Consider the following 18,468-nt stretch of genomic DNA (forward strand, 5'->3'; position numbering starts at 1 on the left):
TTATAACGAAGAGAAAACCTATAAAATCTTCATACAATACGAATTCCTTCAATTTTCGAGTAATTATTTTATGAAGATTCTTATAAAGAAAATTATTAACCAAAAAGAAAAAAAAATGAAAAAGAACAGTGAAGATTTGAAAAAAGAGTATGTATCACCTCTTATTGAGATTATTGAGGTGGATGTAGAAGAAGGCTTTGCGATGTCAACCGGAACTGAAATTAAAGGGGCGGCTCACGACTTTACAACAAATAGCTTCGGTAGTAGAGACGGCGGCAGTACAATGGGTGATTTTTAATTTTTAAATTAATAGTATAAAAATTTGAAGGCAATGAAAAAAGTAATATTTGTAGCTTTAATTCTAATTATCAATTTGTGGTCGTGTTCTCAGAGTGATGAAACGGAGACCACTTCAGATGATTATGTGAATGTGACGATCGGTTCCGAATCAAGGAGCCTTAAAAGTATAATAGAACCTGGGGGCACAACGACATGGAATATTGACGATGAAGTAAAAATAATAGATGTAGATGGAGCTCCCAGAACATTTACTTATGGAGGTACGACGGCACAGAGATCGGCTGAATTCAAAGGAACATTGAAAGCCGGCCAAGGGAAAAAAATTTACAGGGCATATCATGTTTCTACAAAATCTAATTGTGTATTGCAAGATGGTCATATTCTTGCTGTCGAAAGGGAAAATCTTAATATAACTGAAGATTTGCTAAATCTAAGTTCGGCTTATTTCGGTACATATTGTCCTATGATAGCTATCCCTGTTGAGTTTAACGCCGAAAATCCAGATGATCCGAAATTATTCCAGTTTCACCATTTGACTTCAATGATTGAGGCCAGAGTCAGTTTGAGGGAGACTGAAGACGAAGAATTTTTAAATAAAATATGCGATAAGGTTGTGTTTGAGATTAAGGCGGTAAATTCAAAACCATTTTATACAAAAGTTGAATTTGATTTGAATTTACTTGGAACAAACAGTAATGTGGAGGACCTCAATGAATGTATAATAAATATGGATGATGAATCCGGGAAAGTGGATTTCATGTCTACTACAGTGAATATAAACGAACGTACCATAAGAGAGCTTATGCAGGAAAATGCGGGATTAAAATCTTTTCCAATCCCTATCTTTGCTTTTCCTACAAATGACAGTTTCGAGTATATAGCAACCGTATATTTTTATTATCAAGAGAATATTCAATTGCAAATGGAAGGTAGCCAGGTAGCGACCGGATTGAATCCTGTCGGGTTAAATGTTTTAGGATTCGATTATAAAAAGATTGTTAGATAATAACTATTAAAAAAATTATACTATAAAGGGTCAATACTGTTATTGCAATAGTAATGATCCTTTATAGTCGTATATAAACTATATCAGTATGAGAATTCGGGAAGGATTTAGAGTTCAGTCTGTTGGGGACGAGAATATAATACTCTTACAAGGTACATACGGCATTGATACCACCAAAATAGTTTCATTAAACGAAACAGCCCTATTATTATGGAACCTGTATAGGGATAAGGAATTTACAAAAGACCAGATAGCGTCTACACTTATCAAAGAATTTGGAGTAAGAGAAGAACTCGCAGTTAGAGATGCCAGCCTGTGGATTGATGCATTAGTCCGGAATGGATTTATAGAACAGTAATAATACATTTAATGGAAATGCTTTTTTTACTGCTCAAACTTAGCCTCAACATGAACAAAGATGAGGTTGAGTACTCCTCTCACGTACTTAAAAATAATAAGAATGAAAATTGGAAACAATTATTTAATCTTTCAATACGACAAGGGGTACTGTTACTTTCTTATGAGGGAATACAATATTTGCCGGCAAGTTTACAACCTCCCCGCAACCTCAAATTGCGTTGGTGCGTAAACGTGGTAAAAGGTAAAGAAAGGTATGACCATTATAAAGAAGTGATAACAAAATTATCCGGTTTATTCTTTAATAATAATCTGAAGCTTGTTTTAATAAAGGGCATTACTATTGCAGAACTGTATCCCGTCCCATCTCTCAGGGAAAGCGGTGATATAGACATTTGCTTATTAGAAAAGGCCGGACAGGTTGACAACCTGCTTGAAACCCTGGGTGTAAGAAAAGAAAAAGGTATACCTAAACATACAACTTTTTTCATAGATGGGATTCCTATAGAAAACCATTATACATTTTTCGATACTTCTTTGACGTTTCGAAGAGAAAGACAATTGTATCAGAAAATGGAGAATATACTCAAAGGTATGCTCTCCGAAGAATCTTATATCTCTATAAATGAGAACAATATCTTTCAGCTACCTCCACAGGCGGCAGCTTTGTACATTATAGGCCATACGTTCAGGCATTTTTGCTGTTTGGATACAAATATAAGGCAACTATGCGACTGGACAATATTTTTTAGTAAATACAAGAATAATATAGACTATGAGTTGTTGTCTTCTCAGGTATGCGAATTAGGTTTAAACGATTTTGTAAGCCATATCAATGATTTTTGCTTCCTTAAACTTGGGTTCAGGCCATACTTCATGGCCTCGCCAAAAATGGATACAAAAGCAGAGTTAATGATATTAAAAACAATTATGAGATATAGAGTGACTCCTGTTATACACGTCCCGGTTATTGGCGTCATAGCCTATCTCTTTCGAAGGAATAATTTGTATAAAAGATATTTAGGAAGAGTAAATCTTTCCGAGTTTTTACTTCCGGAACTCAAAAGTTATTTTCTATATCTGCTGAAAAAGAGATGGCGCCGCGTTAAAAAAGAAATAGAGGCGTAGAAGCCCTGAATAGTATAATTAGAATGAATAAAATATATTCCATCGCAGGATTGAATGTAAAACTGAGTGGGGAAGATACCCTGCAAAAAATAATAAGGTTGCCCGGATTTAAAATATTTGAAATTGAGAATAAAGAGACATTAACCATAGATATACACATCTATACTGACAGGAATATGGATAATGTTTACCGACAGAATATAAATTTTATACATCGTTTTAAGATATTGGATATACAGCATTCTTTTTCAATAAGCAAAGAGGGATATCTTTACGAAATGTATCACCGGGACGGTAGAAAAATAGCCGGCATTCTCCACGATACACGAAGCGATGATGTTTTTATATCTTCCTGCACATGCGACATGTATCTCAAATATATCATTTGGGTGGCGTTTACTGTATCTGCAATAAAAAAGAAAGTAATCCCGGTGCATGCATCATCAATAGTAAAAAAATCAAAAGCTGTCCTATTCCTCGGAGAATCGGGAACAGGCAAAAGTACACATACAAGATTATGGCTACAGCATATTGAGAATTGTTATTTGCTGAATGACGATTCTCCATTATTGTGTGTTAAAGATAACAATATATTTGTTTGCGGCTCCCCGTGGAGTGGCAAAGTCCATTGTTACCGGCAAGCCATGCTTCCCCTAAAGGCAATAGTCAGGCTTACCCAATGTTCCGAGAACAAAATTAGCCATAGAGATAACTTAACGGCTATAGGTGCTGTACACCCGTCTTTTCCTCCTTTTTTAGCTTATGATGAATCATTCTCGGAAAAAGTGATCCAGATAATAGACAAAATCGTTAAAACCACACCTATATATAGCCTTGAATGTCGCCCCGACAGACAAGCTGCTGAAATTGCTTCCGCGATGATATACCAGTTGGGATGAATGCTAAAGAGATACCTAATAATCTATTTTTTAGTAATATCAAAGATATCCTCAATTCGGGAAATTCTGTAGAACTGAAGATCAAAGGTACAAGTATGCACCCTACATTAGTGAATGGGAAACATAAAGTTGTACTGATACCATACCGGCAACAACAGATACGGATTGGGACTATAGCGCTTTTTGGATACAGGGGAAAATATATACTGCACCGGCTGATATCTATAAGTGAAGATCATCTGATATTTCAGGGAGATAATCTTCCGTCTGTGAGAGAATATGTTGAGGAAAAAGACGTAGTTGCGATCGTCGAATTCATCATTACGCCAGCCGGCAAAATTATAGATTATAAAAAGTTTAGCCCTCGCATTAAAGACAGATTGCGGCGATCTTTATACCAATATTATTTAATGTGTATTATTAAATTGAAGCGATTTGGTATAATCCATTATATAACACTATGAAAAAAAGGGAGCAATATTTGGATACATTAAGGTCTGTGGCTTGTATATTTGTCGTACTTACACATAGTACACTTCCCTTAAACACCTCGGATACAAGCTATACCCATGCCTTTATCTCATTTATTTGTTCTCCAAGCTCTGAACTTTTTCTGGCCGTTTCAGGAGCTTTATTATTACCGGTGTGCAGACCGGCTAAAGAGTTCCTAAAAAAAAGATTTATGCGGGTGTTTCCGCCATTGCTCTTCTGGTCTTGTACCATTGTTATCTACAGGTATTTTAGAAATTTCGTTTCGCTCGACGAAACTTGTATCTCTTTAATATGTATTCCTTTTAAACCGGTTTTAAGTGTTTATTGGTTTTTCTATGTAATTTCCGGACTATATATTTTTGCTCCTATTATTTCGAAGTGGCTGCTAAATAGTACACGAAATGAAATGCGTTTGTTCCTCTTTTTATGGATTATAACGCTTGCCTTAGCTTCAGTGAGCATATTATTGGATAATAAATTGGTGCCGGTAAATGGAAGTTATTATTTCATACTCAATAGTTTCGGAGGGTTTCTTGGCTTTATGATATTAGGCAGTCTCTTACGCAACCACACATCCGGGCGAACTGTAAAACATAATATTGTCATTCCACTTGTTATCCTGTTTTCATTGTTTATCGTTGCTGTTATTGGCTACAAAACGCGGATACTTACAGCCGGTTTTTTCATAGAGAATCTATCATTACCCACTGCATTAATGGTATATGCTGTTTTTATGCTTTTTAAAGACATCAGGTTCGATAATAAAATAATCATCAGAATTATAACCGAAATAGCTACTTGCTCGTACGGAATATATCTGATACATATTTTAGTTAACAGAAATATTGTCCGGAATCTACTCGGATATATCGGGGTAACGGATTACCACGCCATAATCACATCATCTCTTTCATTAATATTATCCTTGGGTATTTCGTATGGCATAATAAAATTAATAAAACTTTTGCCTTATAGCAAATACATTGTGGGATAGGTTAATGTAAACGGTAATACCTGAACAGATAATGAAAAAGCACTTGTTCATTTCCATCCAATATATGGAAATAGGTGGGGTCGAGCGTTCCTTATTGGGGCTGTTGGATAGCATAGACTATTCCCGGTACGAAGTGGATCTGTTTATTTATCGGCATTCGGGTGAGTTAATGCAATTTATACCCTCTAAGGTTAACCTTCTACCCGAGATTCCGGCCTATACAGCCTTAACGCGGCCTATTATACAGATTATCGGCGAAGGTTACCGGATGATAGCTTTGCAAAGACTGATTGCGAAATTTCAGGCCTGGCGCTTTAACAGGAAGGATAATAAAGATGAAAACTTCTCCATATATCAGTATGTAGCATCGGCCACAACGCCTTATTTACCTTCGATAAACGATACAAATTATGATCTGGCAATAAGTTTTATTGCCCCGCATAATATAGTAAAGGACAAAATAAAAGCAAAACGCAAGGTAGCATGGATCCACACTGATTACTCGAATGTAACGATAGATGTAAAAGAAGAATTGCAAATATGGTAGGAGTACGATCATATAGCGGCTGTTTCGGAAGATGTAAAAATAGCCTTCGTATCAAAATTCCCTTCTTTGGCATATAAAATTATTGTTATTGAAAATATTCTTTCTGTAAATTTTGTCCGCGAACAGGCTTTATTGGAAAAACCCAAACTGGATGGGCAAATTAAGCTCCTGACTGTCGGGCGTTTCTGCTACCCAAAGGCATTCGATCTCGCTGTGCGTATTTGTGCCGGATTGGTGGACAAAGGAGTACCTGTTAAGTGGTATGCCATAGGGTATGGAGATGAAAAGCCTATTCTGGATGCGATAAAAGAATATAATATGCAAGAACATTTTATTATATTGGGTAAGAGGACGAATCCTTATCCTTATATAGCCGCTTGCAACATTTATATTCAGCCATCCCGATATGAGGGTAAAGCCGTTACCGTAAGGGAAGCTCAAATAATAGGAAAGCCGGTTGTAATAACTGCCTTTAATACTTCCGAAAGCCAGTTGAAAAATGGATTCGACGGGCTTATTGTTCCTATGAACATCGAAGATGCAGTATCCGGAATCAAAACCCTTATTGAGGACAAATCCTTACAGGATAAATTCAGGGAAAATATGTCAGCCCGAGATTATGGGAACTCTAAAGAAGTGGAGCTTGTATATAAATTGATACCGTAAATTATGAAATTGTTATACATAACAAATGGCATTACAGGTGCAGGAGGGCTTGAACGTGTACTTTCGGTAAAGGCCACATACCTTGCGGATAATTTAGGTTACGAGATTTGTATACTATCACTTAACGAAAAAGGGAAAGAACCATTCTATAAATTTAGTGACAAAATAGCTTTTTGCTCTATAGATACAACAAAAAGCAAGACCATGTATTTTTCGGGAATATATTATGCCGTCAAAGAATTTGATCCTGATATTATTTCCGTTTGTGACGACGGTCTAAAAGGTTTTTTTATTCCCTTATGGATCAGGAGCAGTGCCAGGATTATTTACGAAAGACATGTTTCGAAAGAAATGGTCACACAGCTCCGGAAACCTTCTTTCAAGCAAAAAATAGCTTTTTTATTAATGGATATAGGGAGCCGCCTCTTTGATAGGTTTATAGTGCTCACTTGTGATAATAAAAAACAGTGGAAATCTAAAAATATAGAAATAATACCCAACCCTCTTCCTTTTTATCCTGATATTGTATCTAAATTGGACTGCAAGCGCATTATTTCCGTAGGAAAGATTACCAGACAAAAAGGTTATGACCGTTTAAGAGAAGCGTGGAAGTTAATTGAGCATAGCCATCCCGGCTGGAAGATCGATATATACGGTTTGGTTTCCGATGATTGCAAATCGCTGGAAGGCATCGAAATAACATCTATAAACATAAAGAACCCCGTGAAAGATATAGAAAATGAATACTTGTCATCATCCATTTATGCTTTACCCTCCCGTTTTGAAGGATTCGGCATGGTACTTATTGAAGCCATGTCGTGTGGAATACCATGCGTAGCTTTCGACTGCCCTTGCGGCCCTCGGGATATTATCACAAATGGAGAGGATGGTTTCATAGTAGAGAATGGGAATATTGAACAGTTTGCAGAAAAGCTTTCCATACTGATTGAAGATGAACAGTTACGTAAAAGCATGGGCGAACATGCCCGTCGCAATGTACAACGTTACGATGTTCATGTAATAACCAGACAATGGGATAAGCTTTTTAAAAGTCTATGATAAGTATAATTGTACCTGTTTACAATGCGGAAAACCACCTGCGTACATGTCTCGACAGCCTGCTGAGGCAGACATATACAGACATAGAAGTAATATGTGTCGATGACGGTTCGCAAGATAAAAGCGATTCTATCTTAGCCGGTTATTCATGCAGTGATAGCCGTTTCAAATTACTTACACAGGAAAACAGCGGGATATCTTCGGCTCGTAACAGAGGTATTGAAGAGGCTCAAGGCGAATGGATTATGTTTGTAGATTCAGATGACTGGATAGATATCACCACATGCGAGAAAGTAATGGACTTGGCTGAAGAGTATAACCCGGATGTCGTTTTCTGGTCATATATCCGCGAATTTGAAAATGAAAGATCATCTCCCCGTTTTTTAATGAATGAAAATAAGTTATTCGACGAAGGCAATATACAATCATTACATCGCCGGATAGTGGGTCCGGTAGGACAAGAATTGAGAAATCCGGCGTTGCTTCATTCATGGGGTACTGCATGGGGTAAACTCTATACCAAAAACGCCATATCTGAATTTAGATTTACCGACACCAAAGTTATCGGTACTGCCGAAGATGCCTTGTTCAACATAGAAGTTTTTACTCTTATAAAGAGGGCTTTATATATTAATCAGCCTTTTTATCATTACCGGAAAAGCCGGGATTCATTTACCGGCGGATACAATAAAGATTTGAATGAACGGTGGATAAATCTTTACACAATAATATCAGATATTATCACCGCGAATAATCTTCCGGCTGATTTCCATAAAGCTCTTGATAACCGTACCGCATTAGGTATGATCGGCCAGGGTATAAATGAATGCAGATCATCACGGAACCCGCTAGGCAAGATAGCTGCAATAAAACATATAATAATGCAAGATCATTATCGTATTGCAGTACAAAACCTGCCGCTCAAATATTTTCCTCCCCATTGGTATTTCTTTTTCCAGGCAGTTAAAACCGGTAAAGCCAGCATTCTTTATCTCCTATTACTTATTATGAAATATTGTAGATTTATCTGAATAAGGAGATCCACAATCATCATTATTCTGTATAATATACAGTTTGTCCTTTACAAACAATGCCAAGAATAAACGATAGACCGGCATCATTAATTTTTATCATTTCCCATATACTTCACTCCATTCCATCCGTGAGAAATAATACCGGTAATCATTCGTCCCTTTCCATTTCAGCAGAGGGATATATACACTCAATCCGCTAAATTTTGCCGGATCGATGCTAAACTTATTATCCGCACTGACCATAAAAGTAGCGGTGGCCGCTTTATAAAGGACAACCCGGGTAAGCTGTTTTTCAAATGAACTGTATTGTTCTGTTGTACTGTTTACTTTGATAAAGTTTGCGAAATCAAAAAATATCTGCGGGATATTTTTAGTATGGTATGTTTGGATACCATCGGTTGTGATACTTTCAATATCCGATACTTTCCCCGAAAGAATTTTCTCTGATTCCACGTATAACCCATCCAACTCTTTGGCATCTATCAACGTAATGCTTGCCGAACGAAGAATTTCATATTTCATTTCGTTATAATGCCTGTAATAGATTTTACAGGCATCCGTCAATTCGTTCTTACCCCCAAACAGTAATGGCAGAACCTTAGCATAAGGAACACCCGAGGCATCGTAATCTGCTGCAAACAATACCTCTGTCGGTGAAGCCACAAGGTAATCCGCCTTACTGCGAAACTCATACAAGCCCTCCACTGTCCCCATCAGGCAGACATCGAACCAGATATATTCGGCTACTTTGTCCGGCAATGCTTTTGCCATGTCATCCACTTCCATAAAAGAAATGGAGCTTTCCGGTATATCGGGATTTTCATCGATGGCTACATATTTCAACCTGATATTTTCATTACTCTCTTCTTCGATATAAGTGGCAGGGTACCAGCCCATAGAATGCGACCAGATTACCAGCCCGAATGTTTCGGAAGGCACCAATTGCTTTGTTTCCTGAATGACACGTACCAATGTTTCAGCATCCGCGGAATTTTCTTCTTCATAGCTTTTCAGGGCGGTTTCGGTCCCGTCCCGATTGACTTTGAAAAGCCGTGGGGAAGCGTCTTTCCTGTCCACATATATCACTGCTGTTCCTGCACTTTTCTTAGCTCCTTCTTTTATCTTCGCGATAGTATAATCCACATCACTGTCCAATGAATTATCTGCCGCCATATAAATCAATGTCGTGTATGAAATCGCAACAGGAACAGTATCATCATCGTCAGAAGAGCATCCTGTCATAAACAATAATGCAAAAAGGGATATGACAAGATAACTTCCCCGTTTTTGAAACCAAATATGTAAAAGACTCTTACCTTTCATAATATACAGATATTATACAATGTATTACAAAGCCATTAATTCTATCTGGGTAGTGCACAAAATCAATAGTTATAACTATTAATTAATTTTACATTAATTAACTATATAACGTTAAAACCTGACACATCTGACACTTTATTTACTGTTTTTATACTGTTATTTTTACATATATTAACCATACGTAGTTAAAAAGTAACAGAAGTAACACAAAATCAGTGAACAGTTAGCAGTCATCAGCTAACAGCTAAAGGCTACCAGCTTACCTATATAGATAAACTTTTCCTGAAAGATTCAGCTTCGCTTGCTCTAAAATACTATTAATCACCATTAATGACAGAATAAAAATAATTATTCCCATTTCTCTTCTAAGACTAAAGTTCCAGTTCCAACAAAATTTATATTGTAAGTCTCGAACTTATTTAAATATTTGTAAAAATCTCCTCCGCCCCAATCCGTATCATTAAAGGTTATTCCTGTTTGGTTTGGATCATGTTCCCTTACTACAGTCCCGTCTTTTGCAATCAGATCGTATGTAAGGAAAGCCGGCCCGCCATCACCATTTTCGTTTTCAAAAGTACGTCCGTACACTAAAATATAAGGAGATAATTCCCCTGCTTTAATTTCAAATTCATAGCCAATATCTACCACCTGTTCTTTATCGTATAACCATGAATCGAAGGTATAGAATTTGATTGTATAAGATTCTTCCCTTAAGTCGTCGTCTGTTATGGTGTAGTATACCCTTATCTTTTTATAATTATTTGACTCAGGGTCTTCTTCATCTCCCGGAGGCATAGCTAAAAATTCAGTGGATGACAACTGTAAGAATGTAAACGTTCCGTTTGGTTCCACAGTTATTTCCCTGTCGAGTACTAAATTTCCGTCATCTATCTTTTTCAGTTGCAATGAGCCCGTTAACGCTTCTGTCAATACATAATTGATATTCCCCTGCTCTGTATTTAATTCAGAACCATTAAATGTTGCTTTATATTTGTCCCGGTCTTCATTTGTAGCCCATTTTATATCCAGGCTGAATTTCGTGTATTTATCATCGGAATAGGTATCTATTTTGTCTCCAAGTTTGATGAATTGAACATTCATATTGCTTGTCAGCTTCAGCTCTTCCGTATAAACCGGCTCTTTGTTTCCTTTTTCAAAGACTGTCAATATTCCGGAGGGATTGGCCCTGCCTACATAGTATGTATTCTTTATTGTATCATTATTAAACAATATAGCGTAATTGCTTCTGATATTGGAAGGAGATACAAAGTCTGCATTTAATGTATAAAATCCATCAACCGCATCATTTAATTCTTCATCTGTACTACAACTCGTTATTGAAAGAAGGACGAGGCAGATAATACCCATCCATATTTTTTGTCCCATTTGTTTATATTTATTTTCAAACAGGGTACATAACCGATAGGTACCCATCGGTATGTACTCCTGTTTATTTGTTTATTTAATCAGAACTTGATCTTTTCATTATCCGTTATCTCACCCAGAGTCCTTGTGTTAACCAATTAGCACCGATACTAACTAAAGCACCTTTATATTGTGTATTGGTGAACCAGGCATCTGTATGTGAATAGTAACTTCCATCTATTGCTGCGCCACCGGTAGGTTGCAAAGCAGTTGATCTGTATGCGCCAAATGGACTAGAAAGAATCAGATTATTCCAGGCTCTGGCAAGATTGCTTACATCAGGAGTAAACGTGTTGAATTCCTGATTAGCAACTGTAGAAGAAACCACATTATTCAATAATGTGGACGGGTTGACTGTTTCTTTTAGCACACCTGAAGGAAATCCATAAAGTACACTGTTTACTAAAGTAAACTGTGCATTTCTACGGAAGTTAGCTGCAGACTTTAAAGCGTTGAGTGCCGAACCGGATTGTGTACCCGTGATTGTAAAATTGCTTAATGTAGGGTGTGTAAAAGGTTCTGCAGTTGATCCGGTTCCGTCATTATCACACTCGATACCATTAGGATCGCTGGAATAGCTCAATGAAGGATCAATCGTTGAAACGGCAAACTGGATACGTCCCTGGTAACCGAAATCGAAGTCAAAAGCATCATCGTCCGTCGCGGTAGAAACCAGATATTTAGCATCTACAGTCCCTCCGAAAAATTCAAATGCATCATCAGCTCCGCGGTAAGCTTGTAAATGGTCTAATGTTGTTCCACGACCTACTCCTCCGAAAGTAAAGGCATTTAATTCATTCGCTTCTGAGATTTTAGCCCCGGCATACTCCACACGCACATAGCGTAATGTTCCTGAACTATCCTCAGCATCACCAAGCCCGGCTCCGCCTCCTCCGTAATATACGTCAACGCCTGAAGGCACAACGGAAGGATTAATGCCCTCGATCACCTGATCGACTCTGTTAAGAGGAGCTTTTCCAAGAAGGACAAGTCCTCCCCAACCGCCTTCCAGTCCATTTTGAGCAGTCAGGATTACCGGATTAGTAAAAGTGCCAATAGCGCTGATCTTTGCTCCGCGTGTTACGATTAAGGCAGAGGCCAGTTCCGGATCGGCATTATATACACCTTTCACTGTAGTTCCTGCCTGAATAGTCAGTGTGGCAGGTGCCTTTACATAGACTTTTCCGTTCAGGATATACTCATTTGTATTGCTCCACGTAACATCTGAAGTGATGATTGTGTTGTGAGGGATGGTTACCGTCGCTTTCGTTGCCACATTTGCAGGGCCTTCGTCTGTTAAGTCATTAGAGCATCCTGTAAATAAAGCGGATACAATTGTTACAACGAATAAAAAAATAAGCTTTTTCATTTTTTCACTTTTTAAATTGTTTTAGACTCCCCTTTTACATTTAATATTCCCCTTGATTCTTATGAGGCATCATTCCCATTCTGCAGGATGGTAAATGCCCCGGATTCCGGGGATATCTTGCTTTTACTCTCTGCTCACGAACAGAATGTAACAGGAAAACAAGATAAACCTTCGGTTTTTGCTGATAGGGAGATAGCATCCGGATTCCGGGTATAAAAACCATAAAACCACCTTGTAGAAACCGTTGTTTTGTTGCTTTGCGGAAAACGATGAACATGCTTTTTTATGCATTGGTCTTTTCCTTCTTAAAGGTAAAAGCCTCTTATTTTTTCCATTGTATATTCCAGGTTTCGGCAAACGTCAAAACGGTTGATCTATTCTCCCTGCACACACGATAAGTACTCATCTGTTCTTACACCGGCGACGCCTCACCCGGTGATCATTATTCTCTAAAATTTATAACTAGCGCTTATTGACAGATTTATACCTTTCTTTATCCGGCTCATTATATAGTCGCCTTTATTGTAATCCATATCACCTGTCAGATCGAGATAGAAAGTACCGCCGGTTCCGGTATCCGGATTGGGATTCTCTGCGGTATAATCTACTACCCGTGTGTTACGGTACACAATAAAATCCTGATTGAAGATGTCGGATATATTGAACTTTAATTCCAGACGCTGGTCTTTCATCAAACGCGCTGAAAGTTGCAGGTCTAATACATCCCGTGAATTTTCATATTGGTCGTATTTTGTCTCTTCCCCCGCATACACCAGTTTACGCCCGTTGCGGTTATAGTTGACGGCAGCACCGATTATACTTCCCTCGTAAGCAATTCCCAGATTGAGGGTATAGGGACTTAATCCCTGTAAGGGACGGTCACGGTCGAAGTCCGGGTTAGAATCTTTTATATTCGGATTTAATAGTTTCTCCTGATTGTACTTTACATTGGCTTCCATCCATGTATAGTTTCCCGTGAAATAGAGGTCATGCAGCAACGGGGAAATAAATCCTAATTCTTTGCGCCAGTTGAGCTCAAAACCTTTGGCTGTAGAGTTATCGAGGTTCATACTATACATTTCAAAGTTCTGCGCATCGCTTAGCATACGCATAACCATTTCCACCGGCTTGATAAATTTCTTCCGGAAATAGCTGACGGATAATACTTCACCCGGATGCGGATACCATTCTACCCGGACATCGTAGTTATGAATGCGGCTTTGTTCGAGGCCGGAACCGTTAATTACCCATACGCGGTCATCCACGTTATAATACTTTGACTGGGACAATTCCCTGAAATCCGGACGGGCAAGGGTTTTACTGTATGAGGCGCGGGCATTCAGTTCAGGTGTTATGCTGTATATAAGGGTCGCAGCCGGCAGCCAGTCTGTTTTTTTGATAATTACGATACTGTCTTTTGGGGTCGCTCCTACTATTTTTTCTAATATCTCGGTAGTTACGGTCATATCTGTTTTCTCCATGCGTACACCTCCGATCAACCGTAATTTTTTAAAGAAACTGAGATCACCCATCAGATAGCCGGCATGGATATCCTGGCTCCCTGTATAATAATCTGCTCTTGTCGCTTGCATACCGGAAAGCTCATATACTAAAGGATTGCCGCCGAAGCGCTCCGGAGCATAATACTCATCTATAGGTAGTCCTATCGGTCCCCTGGGAGCATTGTCTTCTATCATCGCTTTCAGGTATTGTTGCTCAAAATTGGCCCTGCGGAATGCACCCAGGTATCCGGCTTTGATACTCTGGCGGTTGCCATCTATAGTAAAAGGATATTCCAGATTGGCTCCGATATTCTTTTTAGTCTCATGCAACCTGCTGTACATAATGTGCCCACTCCCCACATTAAAGCTATTTCCATAACCGGTAGCCCAGTTCCAATCGGCAAAACTGGCTCCCTCAGTTGATTCCCCGACAATAGCGCCCTGAGCCATGCGGTCGTCGGGGTTTGTCCGGGTGATATCATTATAGGAAGCATTCCATGAGGCAATCAACTTTCCTCCGAAGAGATCGTGTTTACCGTCTAACTGAGTTTGCCACAGGCTACTTACCAAGGGTACGCTGTATTGTTCTACAAGCTTGTAATTTTCATAATATTTATGGATAAACCGTTGCTGGTTGGTATGATTAAACCGGTTATTGAACAGGTTGCGCCAGGTAATACTGTGTCCCGATATTCGCCAGCCGGTATTCAGCACAGCCCCTATGCTTGTGGTTGCTTTATAGCGGTATGAACCTTTACCCGATGGCTTAAAAATGCTGTCGCGGGTAATCATGTGCGCTTCAAGGATCTCTTCCGTATTTTCTTCGTGACGATAAGTCAGAGCAGCCACAACGCCCAAAGAGCTTTTTCCCAGGTCTATAGGAAGCCCCGCCGTCAGGCTATAGTTCTGAAGTGGCTGCGCTGTATATTTACTCAAACCATATGTGTTTTTCTGTCCTGCATTGATGATATTCTGTGCGGTAGCCGCTTCATCTTTACCGGAATACCATTTCCGCTTATCGATTTCCCCTAAGAACCAGTCGGCTCCGAAACGTTTATTGCTGTAAAAATCTTTTCCGGTACTGATCGTATTCATCCCTGTTCCGATACCAATGTTCAGGAATTTCTCATCCGGAACGGCCAAAGTATTTACTTCTACCAATCCTCCGGTAAATTCTCCCGGCATATCCGGACTGAAAGTTTTACTGATAGTCACATTATCCACCAAACCTGAAGGGATTACGTCAAAAGCAAAGTTGCGGCGGTTAGGCTCGGTACTGGGTAATGAAGCCCCATTGAGCTGCACATTATTGTAACGCTCACTCATACCACGTACAGTCACATACTTTCCGTTGTCGATGGTAACTCCTGATACACGTTTGAGCACCTGAGCCACATTATTGTCGCTGGTCTTTTTAATCATATCGGCACTGACCCCATCGCTCATGGCTACCATGTTCTTTTGTCTGGCATACAGTCCTGTTGCTGATGCTTCATTGTATGTTGCCGTTACCACAACCTCCCCCAGTTGGGTTGTAGCTTCCTTGAGTACCACATCCAAAGGAGTTGCTTTATTTGCTGTTATCCTCACGTCTTTTACCACTAATGTTTCAAAAGACATAAAGCTGATCCGGATATCCGTAATCCCGGAAGGTATATTCGATAATTTATACTTACCGTCAGCATCTGTAGCCGTGCCGATAGTTGTTCCCGGAACACCGACAGTGGCTCCGATAACGGGTGCGCCTCTTTCATCGAGGACTGTACCTTGCAGGCTTCCCCTAGCCTTGGGTATCGCAGTCTCAGTTGCTGCATCCTGTCGCTTTTTTATAACAATCGAATTATCCGGCATATTTTTGAATATAAATCCGGTTGAAGCCAGGCTTTTTGTCAATAGTGAATTAATGTCCTTGCTGTCTCCGTCTATTGCCGGAACCTGAATATTGCTGAATGATTTGTCATCATAAATAATATTTTTACCACTATTCGCTGCAATTCTCTCTATACGGGCTTTTAATGATTCTTCCGGTAACCGGATCTTATTATTCTGGGCGTTCAGCCATACTGGTAACCCCATTGCTACGACCAGTAGTAATATGTACCGGAAAACTTTTACTGTTAGATACTCTTTCATTTGTTATTTTCTCTTCTTTTTTTGTTACTTAGCTATATTTAGATTCATTCATTCTTTTATAAAAACAGGACAAAAAAATGGCCGTTCTTCTTTTTAGAAAAACTCTGTTCATCAAAAATTCCAATAATCAAAAGGGGACTATCAACTGTTATATCCCTATTGTGTGCACTATTTGTAAATGATAACTCTTTGTGGGTTTTCGAACTTATATTTCACATCGTATACTTCAGAAATGTTCTGCAAAACATTCCCGATCTGTGCATCTCTTGGATAAGATGCATTGAAATGGTTTTGATCCAGGATTCCTCCTGTGATAACCATATCGACACCATAAATCTGTTTCAGCCTCAGTCTCAGTTCATCTACATTTGCCTGCTTCAGTACCAACCGATTTTGCATCCAGGCAGCTGCATCCTGCCAATTACCGGAGCTTTCATTGAATTCTCCGGTCTGTGTATCATAGGTAATTTGTTGATTGGCAATCAATGTTCCTATTTTTTTATCACCGCAGATAACTTCGACCTTGCCGGAACGTACCGAAACCTCATTTTTCCTGATTCCCTTATATGCCTTTACATTAAAAGATGTGCCTTTAACAGTGGTTTGTATATCTCCGGAATGTATAATAAAGGGTTTTTCAGGGTTCTTAGCGACCTCAAAGAAGGCTTCTCCGTCCTCAATCCATATTTCCCGTTTGCTGAGATTGTATTCCCTTTCAATAAATAATATTCTGCTGTTACGGTTAGCATGTAATATTGTTCCGTCGGCTAATGTTATTTGTTTTATTTCGTAGCCATCTGTCTGACAAAGCAGGCTCTTAGGGTTCATCCCGGCTAAAATATTATTCTTTTGATCTGATAACTGATAACGGGCATATATCCCTGAAAGGAGAGCCACAACTAAAATAGCAGCAATTGCAACATATTTACGCAGGAATATCAATTGTTCTGTTTTTTTAATCGTTTTATCCGGATTATGAATACCAAGCGCAGTAAATATGTTATCCTTTACCTGCTTACGACCGACTGTTAACAAATCTTCGTTTCCGCTGTAATATTCCGTTGTATCTTCCGGATTCCAGTCTTCGACCAATTTCTCATTTGTTCGATCCAGTTTTCCTTTGGTAAAATGCTCAAATATACGTTCTGTCCGGAGTAATGTTCTCAAATACTCCAGGTGCAATTGTTTCTTCCTGTTATTTGCCTTATTCATCTCTTACGTTATTTTGTGAGGTCCATCCCTTTGATATTACTGTCCCTCTATTAAAATAAACGAGTTGAGCATTGACAGATCGGGCAACGAAATTGTTAAGTGATTGTTTCTGTTTCGAAACAATAATATAAACAACTAAATTACAGAATATTACAATTGATTATTTTTTATTGAAAAGATTATTTTTTATAATTTTCAATATATTAATATTGTTGTAACATATAAAAAATATATTTACTCCCGGAAAATATACCAAATTATTGTAATCATGTCTGATAAAGAATTATTAGAGGCCATTTTTCTCAAAGATGAGTCTGCCTTTAATACATTTTACGATAGGTACGAACAGTTACTCTATAAATGGGCATATAACCGCACGGGGGATATTAACCTGACGAATGAGATCACGCAGAATTTCTGGATTAGCGTGTGGTCTGAACCATCTTTGATAAAGACTGACAACAAGGGTTCCGCCCGTAATTTTCTTTTACACCACTATACATACAGGATGCTCGACTATTTGAAGTCTTCTTATCTGAAAATCATAGGTGGAGACAACCGAAAGGATATAGAGGAAATAGGCACTACCCTACCCTATACACATATTGAAGAGGAATTTGATTTCAAAGAAATAAATGCAATAATAAATAATATAATAAAAATGCTGCCGGAGATTGACCGGAAAGTAATAACTCTTATCTGGCAGGAAGAATTATCTGTGAAAGAAATTTCACGGCACTTAAAGATTGATGAAAGAACTGTTAATTATAAATCTAGAGGAGGAATCTCATTTATAAAAATGAATATCAAGAATTTATACAAAATAGCAGATCAGAAAAAGAGAGAGAATAAAGACTCAAATCTTCTTAATGGAGCTTCATCCGGTCAATAAACGAAAAACTTATATACTTATGATCGCCGGGATCTTTTCATCAAAGTTTTATACAATATCTTCTTCACTAACCTATCCGGAAAAGGATTGCTCTTTTTAGTATTTTTCATCTATAAACCAGCTTTTTTGT

General features: G+C 38.5%; 17 protein-coding genes. 12 read left to right on the plus strand and 5 right to left on the minus strand.

Annotated elements, in window-relative coordinates; translation table 11 throughout:
- The first annotated feature begins 115 nt into the window (after positions 1-115).
- The 11 genes from ACYQ3L_RS19240 (at position 116) to ACYQ3L_RS19290 (ending at position 8,479) form a co-directional block, all read left to right on the plus strand.
- On the plus strand, positions 116-298 hold the full coding sequence (locus tag ACYQ3L_RS19240; protein WP_379995532.1) for a hypothetical protein: 183 nt from the start codon (positions 116-118) through the stop codon (positions 296-298).
- A 33-nt stretch (positions 299-331) separates the two neighbouring features.
- Positions 332-1,306 (plus strand): hypothetical protein, encoded by a 975-nt coding sequence (locus tag ACYQ3L_RS19245; RefSeq protein ID WP_379995530.1) that lies wholly within the window; start codon positions 332-334, stop codon positions 1,304-1,306.
- 88 nt (positions 1,307-1,394) lie between these two features.
- Positions 1,395-1,664, plus strand: coding sequence for a PqqD family protein (locus tag ACYQ3L_RS19250; protein ID WP_379995527.1), 270 nt, complete (start codon positions 1,395-1,397; stop codon positions 1,662-1,664).
- A gap of 11 nt (positions 1,665-1,675) precedes the next feature.
- Positions 1,676-2,791: a nucleotidyltransferase domain-containing protein gene (locus ACYQ3L_RS19255; protein WP_459952453.1), complete on the plus strand. Its 1,116-nt coding sequence runs from the start codon at positions 1,676-1,678 to the stop codon at positions 2,789-2,791.
- 23 nt (positions 2,792-2,814) lie between these two features.
- Complete coding sequence (locus tag ACYQ3L_RS19260) at positions 2,815-3,690, plus strand: hypothetical protein (protein WP_379995523.1); 876 nt, start codon at positions 2,815-2,817, stop codon at positions 3,688-3,690.
- A complete protein-coding gene (locus ACYQ3L_RS19265) occupies positions 3,687-4,154 on the plus strand; it encodes a S24/S26 family peptidase (RefSeq protein ID WP_379995521.1) in 468 nt (155 codons plus the stop codon). The genes ACYQ3L_RS19260 and ACYQ3L_RS19265 overlap by 4 nt, the downstream gene beginning before the upstream one ends.
- Positions 4,151-5,176: an acyltransferase gene (locus ACYQ3L_RS19270; protein ID WP_379995519.1), complete on the plus strand. Its 1,026-nt coding sequence runs from the start codon at positions 4,151-4,153 to the stop codon at positions 5,174-5,176. Before ACYQ3L_RS19265 ends, ACYQ3L_RS19270 begins: the two co-directional genes overlap by 4 nt.
- A 31-nt stretch (positions 5,177-5,207) precedes the next feature.
- A complete protein-coding gene (locus ACYQ3L_RS19275) occupies positions 5,208-5,723 on the plus strand; it encodes a glycosyltransferase family protein (RefSeq protein ID WP_379995517.1) in 516 nt (171 codons plus the stop codon).
- 66 nt (positions 5,724-5,789) lie between these two features.
- Positions 5,790-6,389, plus strand: a complete 600-nt coding sequence (locus tag ACYQ3L_RS19280; RefSeq protein ID WP_379995515.1) for a glycosyltransferase — start codon at positions 5,790-5,792, stop codon at positions 6,387-6,389.
- Between the two features lie 3 nt (positions 6,390-6,392).
- Complete coding sequence (locus tag ACYQ3L_RS19285; RefSeq protein WP_379995513.1) at positions 6,393-7,448, plus strand: glycosyltransferase family 4 protein; 1,056 nt, start codon at positions 6,393-6,395, stop codon at positions 7,446-7,448.
- The gene (locus ACYQ3L_RS19290) at positions 7,445-8,479 is read left to right on the plus strand and encodes a glycosyltransferase family 2 protein (protein WP_379995511.1); all 1,035 of its coding nucleotides are present in this window, start codon (positions 7,445-7,447) and stop codon (positions 8,477-8,479) included. Before ACYQ3L_RS19285 ends, ACYQ3L_RS19290 begins: the two co-directional genes overlap by 4 nt.
- Before the next feature lie 99 nt (positions 8,480-8,578).
- On the opposite strand, the gene ACYQ3L_RS19295 is transcribed toward ACYQ3L_RS19290, so the two are convergent.
- The 5 genes from ACYQ3L_RS19295 to ACYQ3L_RS19315 form a co-directional block, all read right to left on the minus strand.
- Positions 8,579-9,805 (minus strand): clostripain-related cysteine peptidase, encoded by a 1,227-nt coding sequence (locus ACYQ3L_RS19295; protein WP_379995509.1) that lies wholly within the window; start codon positions 9,803-9,805, stop codon positions 8,579-8,581.
- Between the two features lie 348 nt (positions 9,806-10,153).
- Entirely contained in the window at positions 10,154-11,191 is a 1,038-nt protein-coding gene (locus ACYQ3L_RS19300; protein ID WP_379995507.1) for a hypothetical protein, read from the minus strand.
- Positions 11,192-11,297: 106 nt separating this feature from the next.
- On the minus strand, positions 11,298-12,599 hold the full coding sequence (locus ACYQ3L_RS19305) for a hypothetical protein (RefSeq protein ID WP_379995505.1): 1,302 nt from the start codon (positions 12,597-12,599) through the stop codon (positions 11,298-11,300).
- Positions 12,600-13,048: 449 nt separating this feature from the next.
- Entirely contained in the window at positions 13,049-16,234 is a 3,186-nt protein-coding gene (locus ACYQ3L_RS19310; RefSeq protein WP_379995503.1) for a TonB-dependent receptor, read from the minus strand.
- Positions 16,235-16,402: 168 nt separating this feature from the next.
- Entirely contained in the window at positions 16,403-17,446 is a 1,044-nt protein-coding gene (locus ACYQ3L_RS19315; protein WP_379995501.1) for a FecR family protein, read from the minus strand.
- Positions 17,447-17,714: 268 nt separating this feature from the next.
- Here ACYQ3L_RS19315 and ACYQ3L_RS19320 point away from each other — a divergent pair, with 268 nt between their 5' ends.
- The gene (locus ACYQ3L_RS19320) at positions 17,715-18,338 is read left to right on the plus strand and encodes an RNA polymerase sigma factor (protein ID WP_379995499.1); all 624 of its coding nucleotides are present in this window, start codon (positions 17,715-17,717) and stop codon (positions 18,336-18,338) included.
- Positions 18,339-18,468: the final 130 nt, after the last annotated feature.

It is taken from the genome of Dysgonomonas termitidis (genome assembly GCF_054657735.1).

Bases quoted from the DNA above. Each gene is read 5' to 3' on its own strand.
- ACYQ3L_RS19240 (WP_379995532.1), top strand. From the start codon at position 116: ATGAAAAAGAACAGTGAAGATTTGAAAAAAGAGTATGTATCACCTCTT.
- ACYQ3L_RS19270 (WP_379995519.1), top strand. From the start codon at position 4,151: ATGAAAAAAAGGGAGCAATATTTGGATACATTAAGGTCTGTGGCTTGT.
- ACYQ3L_RS19285 (WP_379995513.1), top strand. From the start codon at position 6,393: ATGAAATTGTTATACATAACAAATGGCATTACAGGTGCAGGAGGGCTT.
- ACYQ3L_RS19245 (WP_379995530.1), top strand. From the start codon at position 332: ATGAAAAAAGTAATATTTGTAGCTTTAATTCTAATTATCAATTTGTGG.
- ACYQ3L_RS19305 (WP_379995505.1), bottom strand. From the start codon at position 12,599: ATGAAAAAGCTTATTTTTTTATTCGTTGTAACAATTGTATCCGCTTTA.
- ACYQ3L_RS19320 (WP_379995499.1), top strand. From the start codon at position 17,715: ATGTCTGATAAAGAATTATTAGAGGCCATTTTTCTCAAAGATGAGTCT.
- ACYQ3L_RS19310 (WP_379995503.1), bottom strand. From the start codon at position 16,234: ATGAAAGAGTATCTAACAGTAAAAGTTTTCCGGTACATATTACTACTG.
- ACYQ3L_RS19260 (WP_379995523.1), top strand. From the start codon at position 2,815: ATGAATAAAATATATTCCATCGCAGGATTGAATGTAAAACTGAGTGGG.
- ACYQ3L_RS19275 (WP_379995517.1), top strand. From the start codon at position 5,208: ATGAAAAAGCACTTGTTCATTTCCATCCAATATATGGAAATAGGTGGG.
- ACYQ3L_RS19290 (WP_379995511.1), top strand. From the start codon at position 7,445: ATGATAAGTATAATTGTACCTGTTTACAATGCGGAAAACCACCTGCGT.
- ACYQ3L_RS19300 (WP_379995507.1), bottom strand. From the start codon at position 11,191: ATGGGACAAAAAATATGGATGGGTATTATCTGCCTCGTCCTTCTTTCA.
- ACYQ3L_RS19295 (WP_379995509.1), bottom strand. From the start codon at position 9,805: ATGAAAGGTAAGAGTCTTTTACATATTTGGTTTCAAAAACGGGGAAGT.
- ACYQ3L_RS19250 (WP_379995527.1), top strand. From the start codon at position 1,395: ATGAGAATTCGGGAAGGATTTAGAGTTCAGTCTGTTGGGGACGAGAAT.
- ACYQ3L_RS19265 (WP_379995521.1), top strand. From the start codon at position 3,687: ATGAATGCTAAAGAGATACCTAATAATCTATTTTTTAGTAATATCAAA.
- ACYQ3L_RS19315 (WP_379995501.1), bottom strand. From the start codon at position 17,446: ATGAATAAGGCAAATAACAGGAAGAAACAATTGCACCTGGAGTATTTG.
- ACYQ3L_RS19255 (WP_459952453.1), top strand. From the start codon at position 1,676: ATGGAAATGCTTTTTTTACTGCTCAAACTTAGCCTCAACATGAACAAA.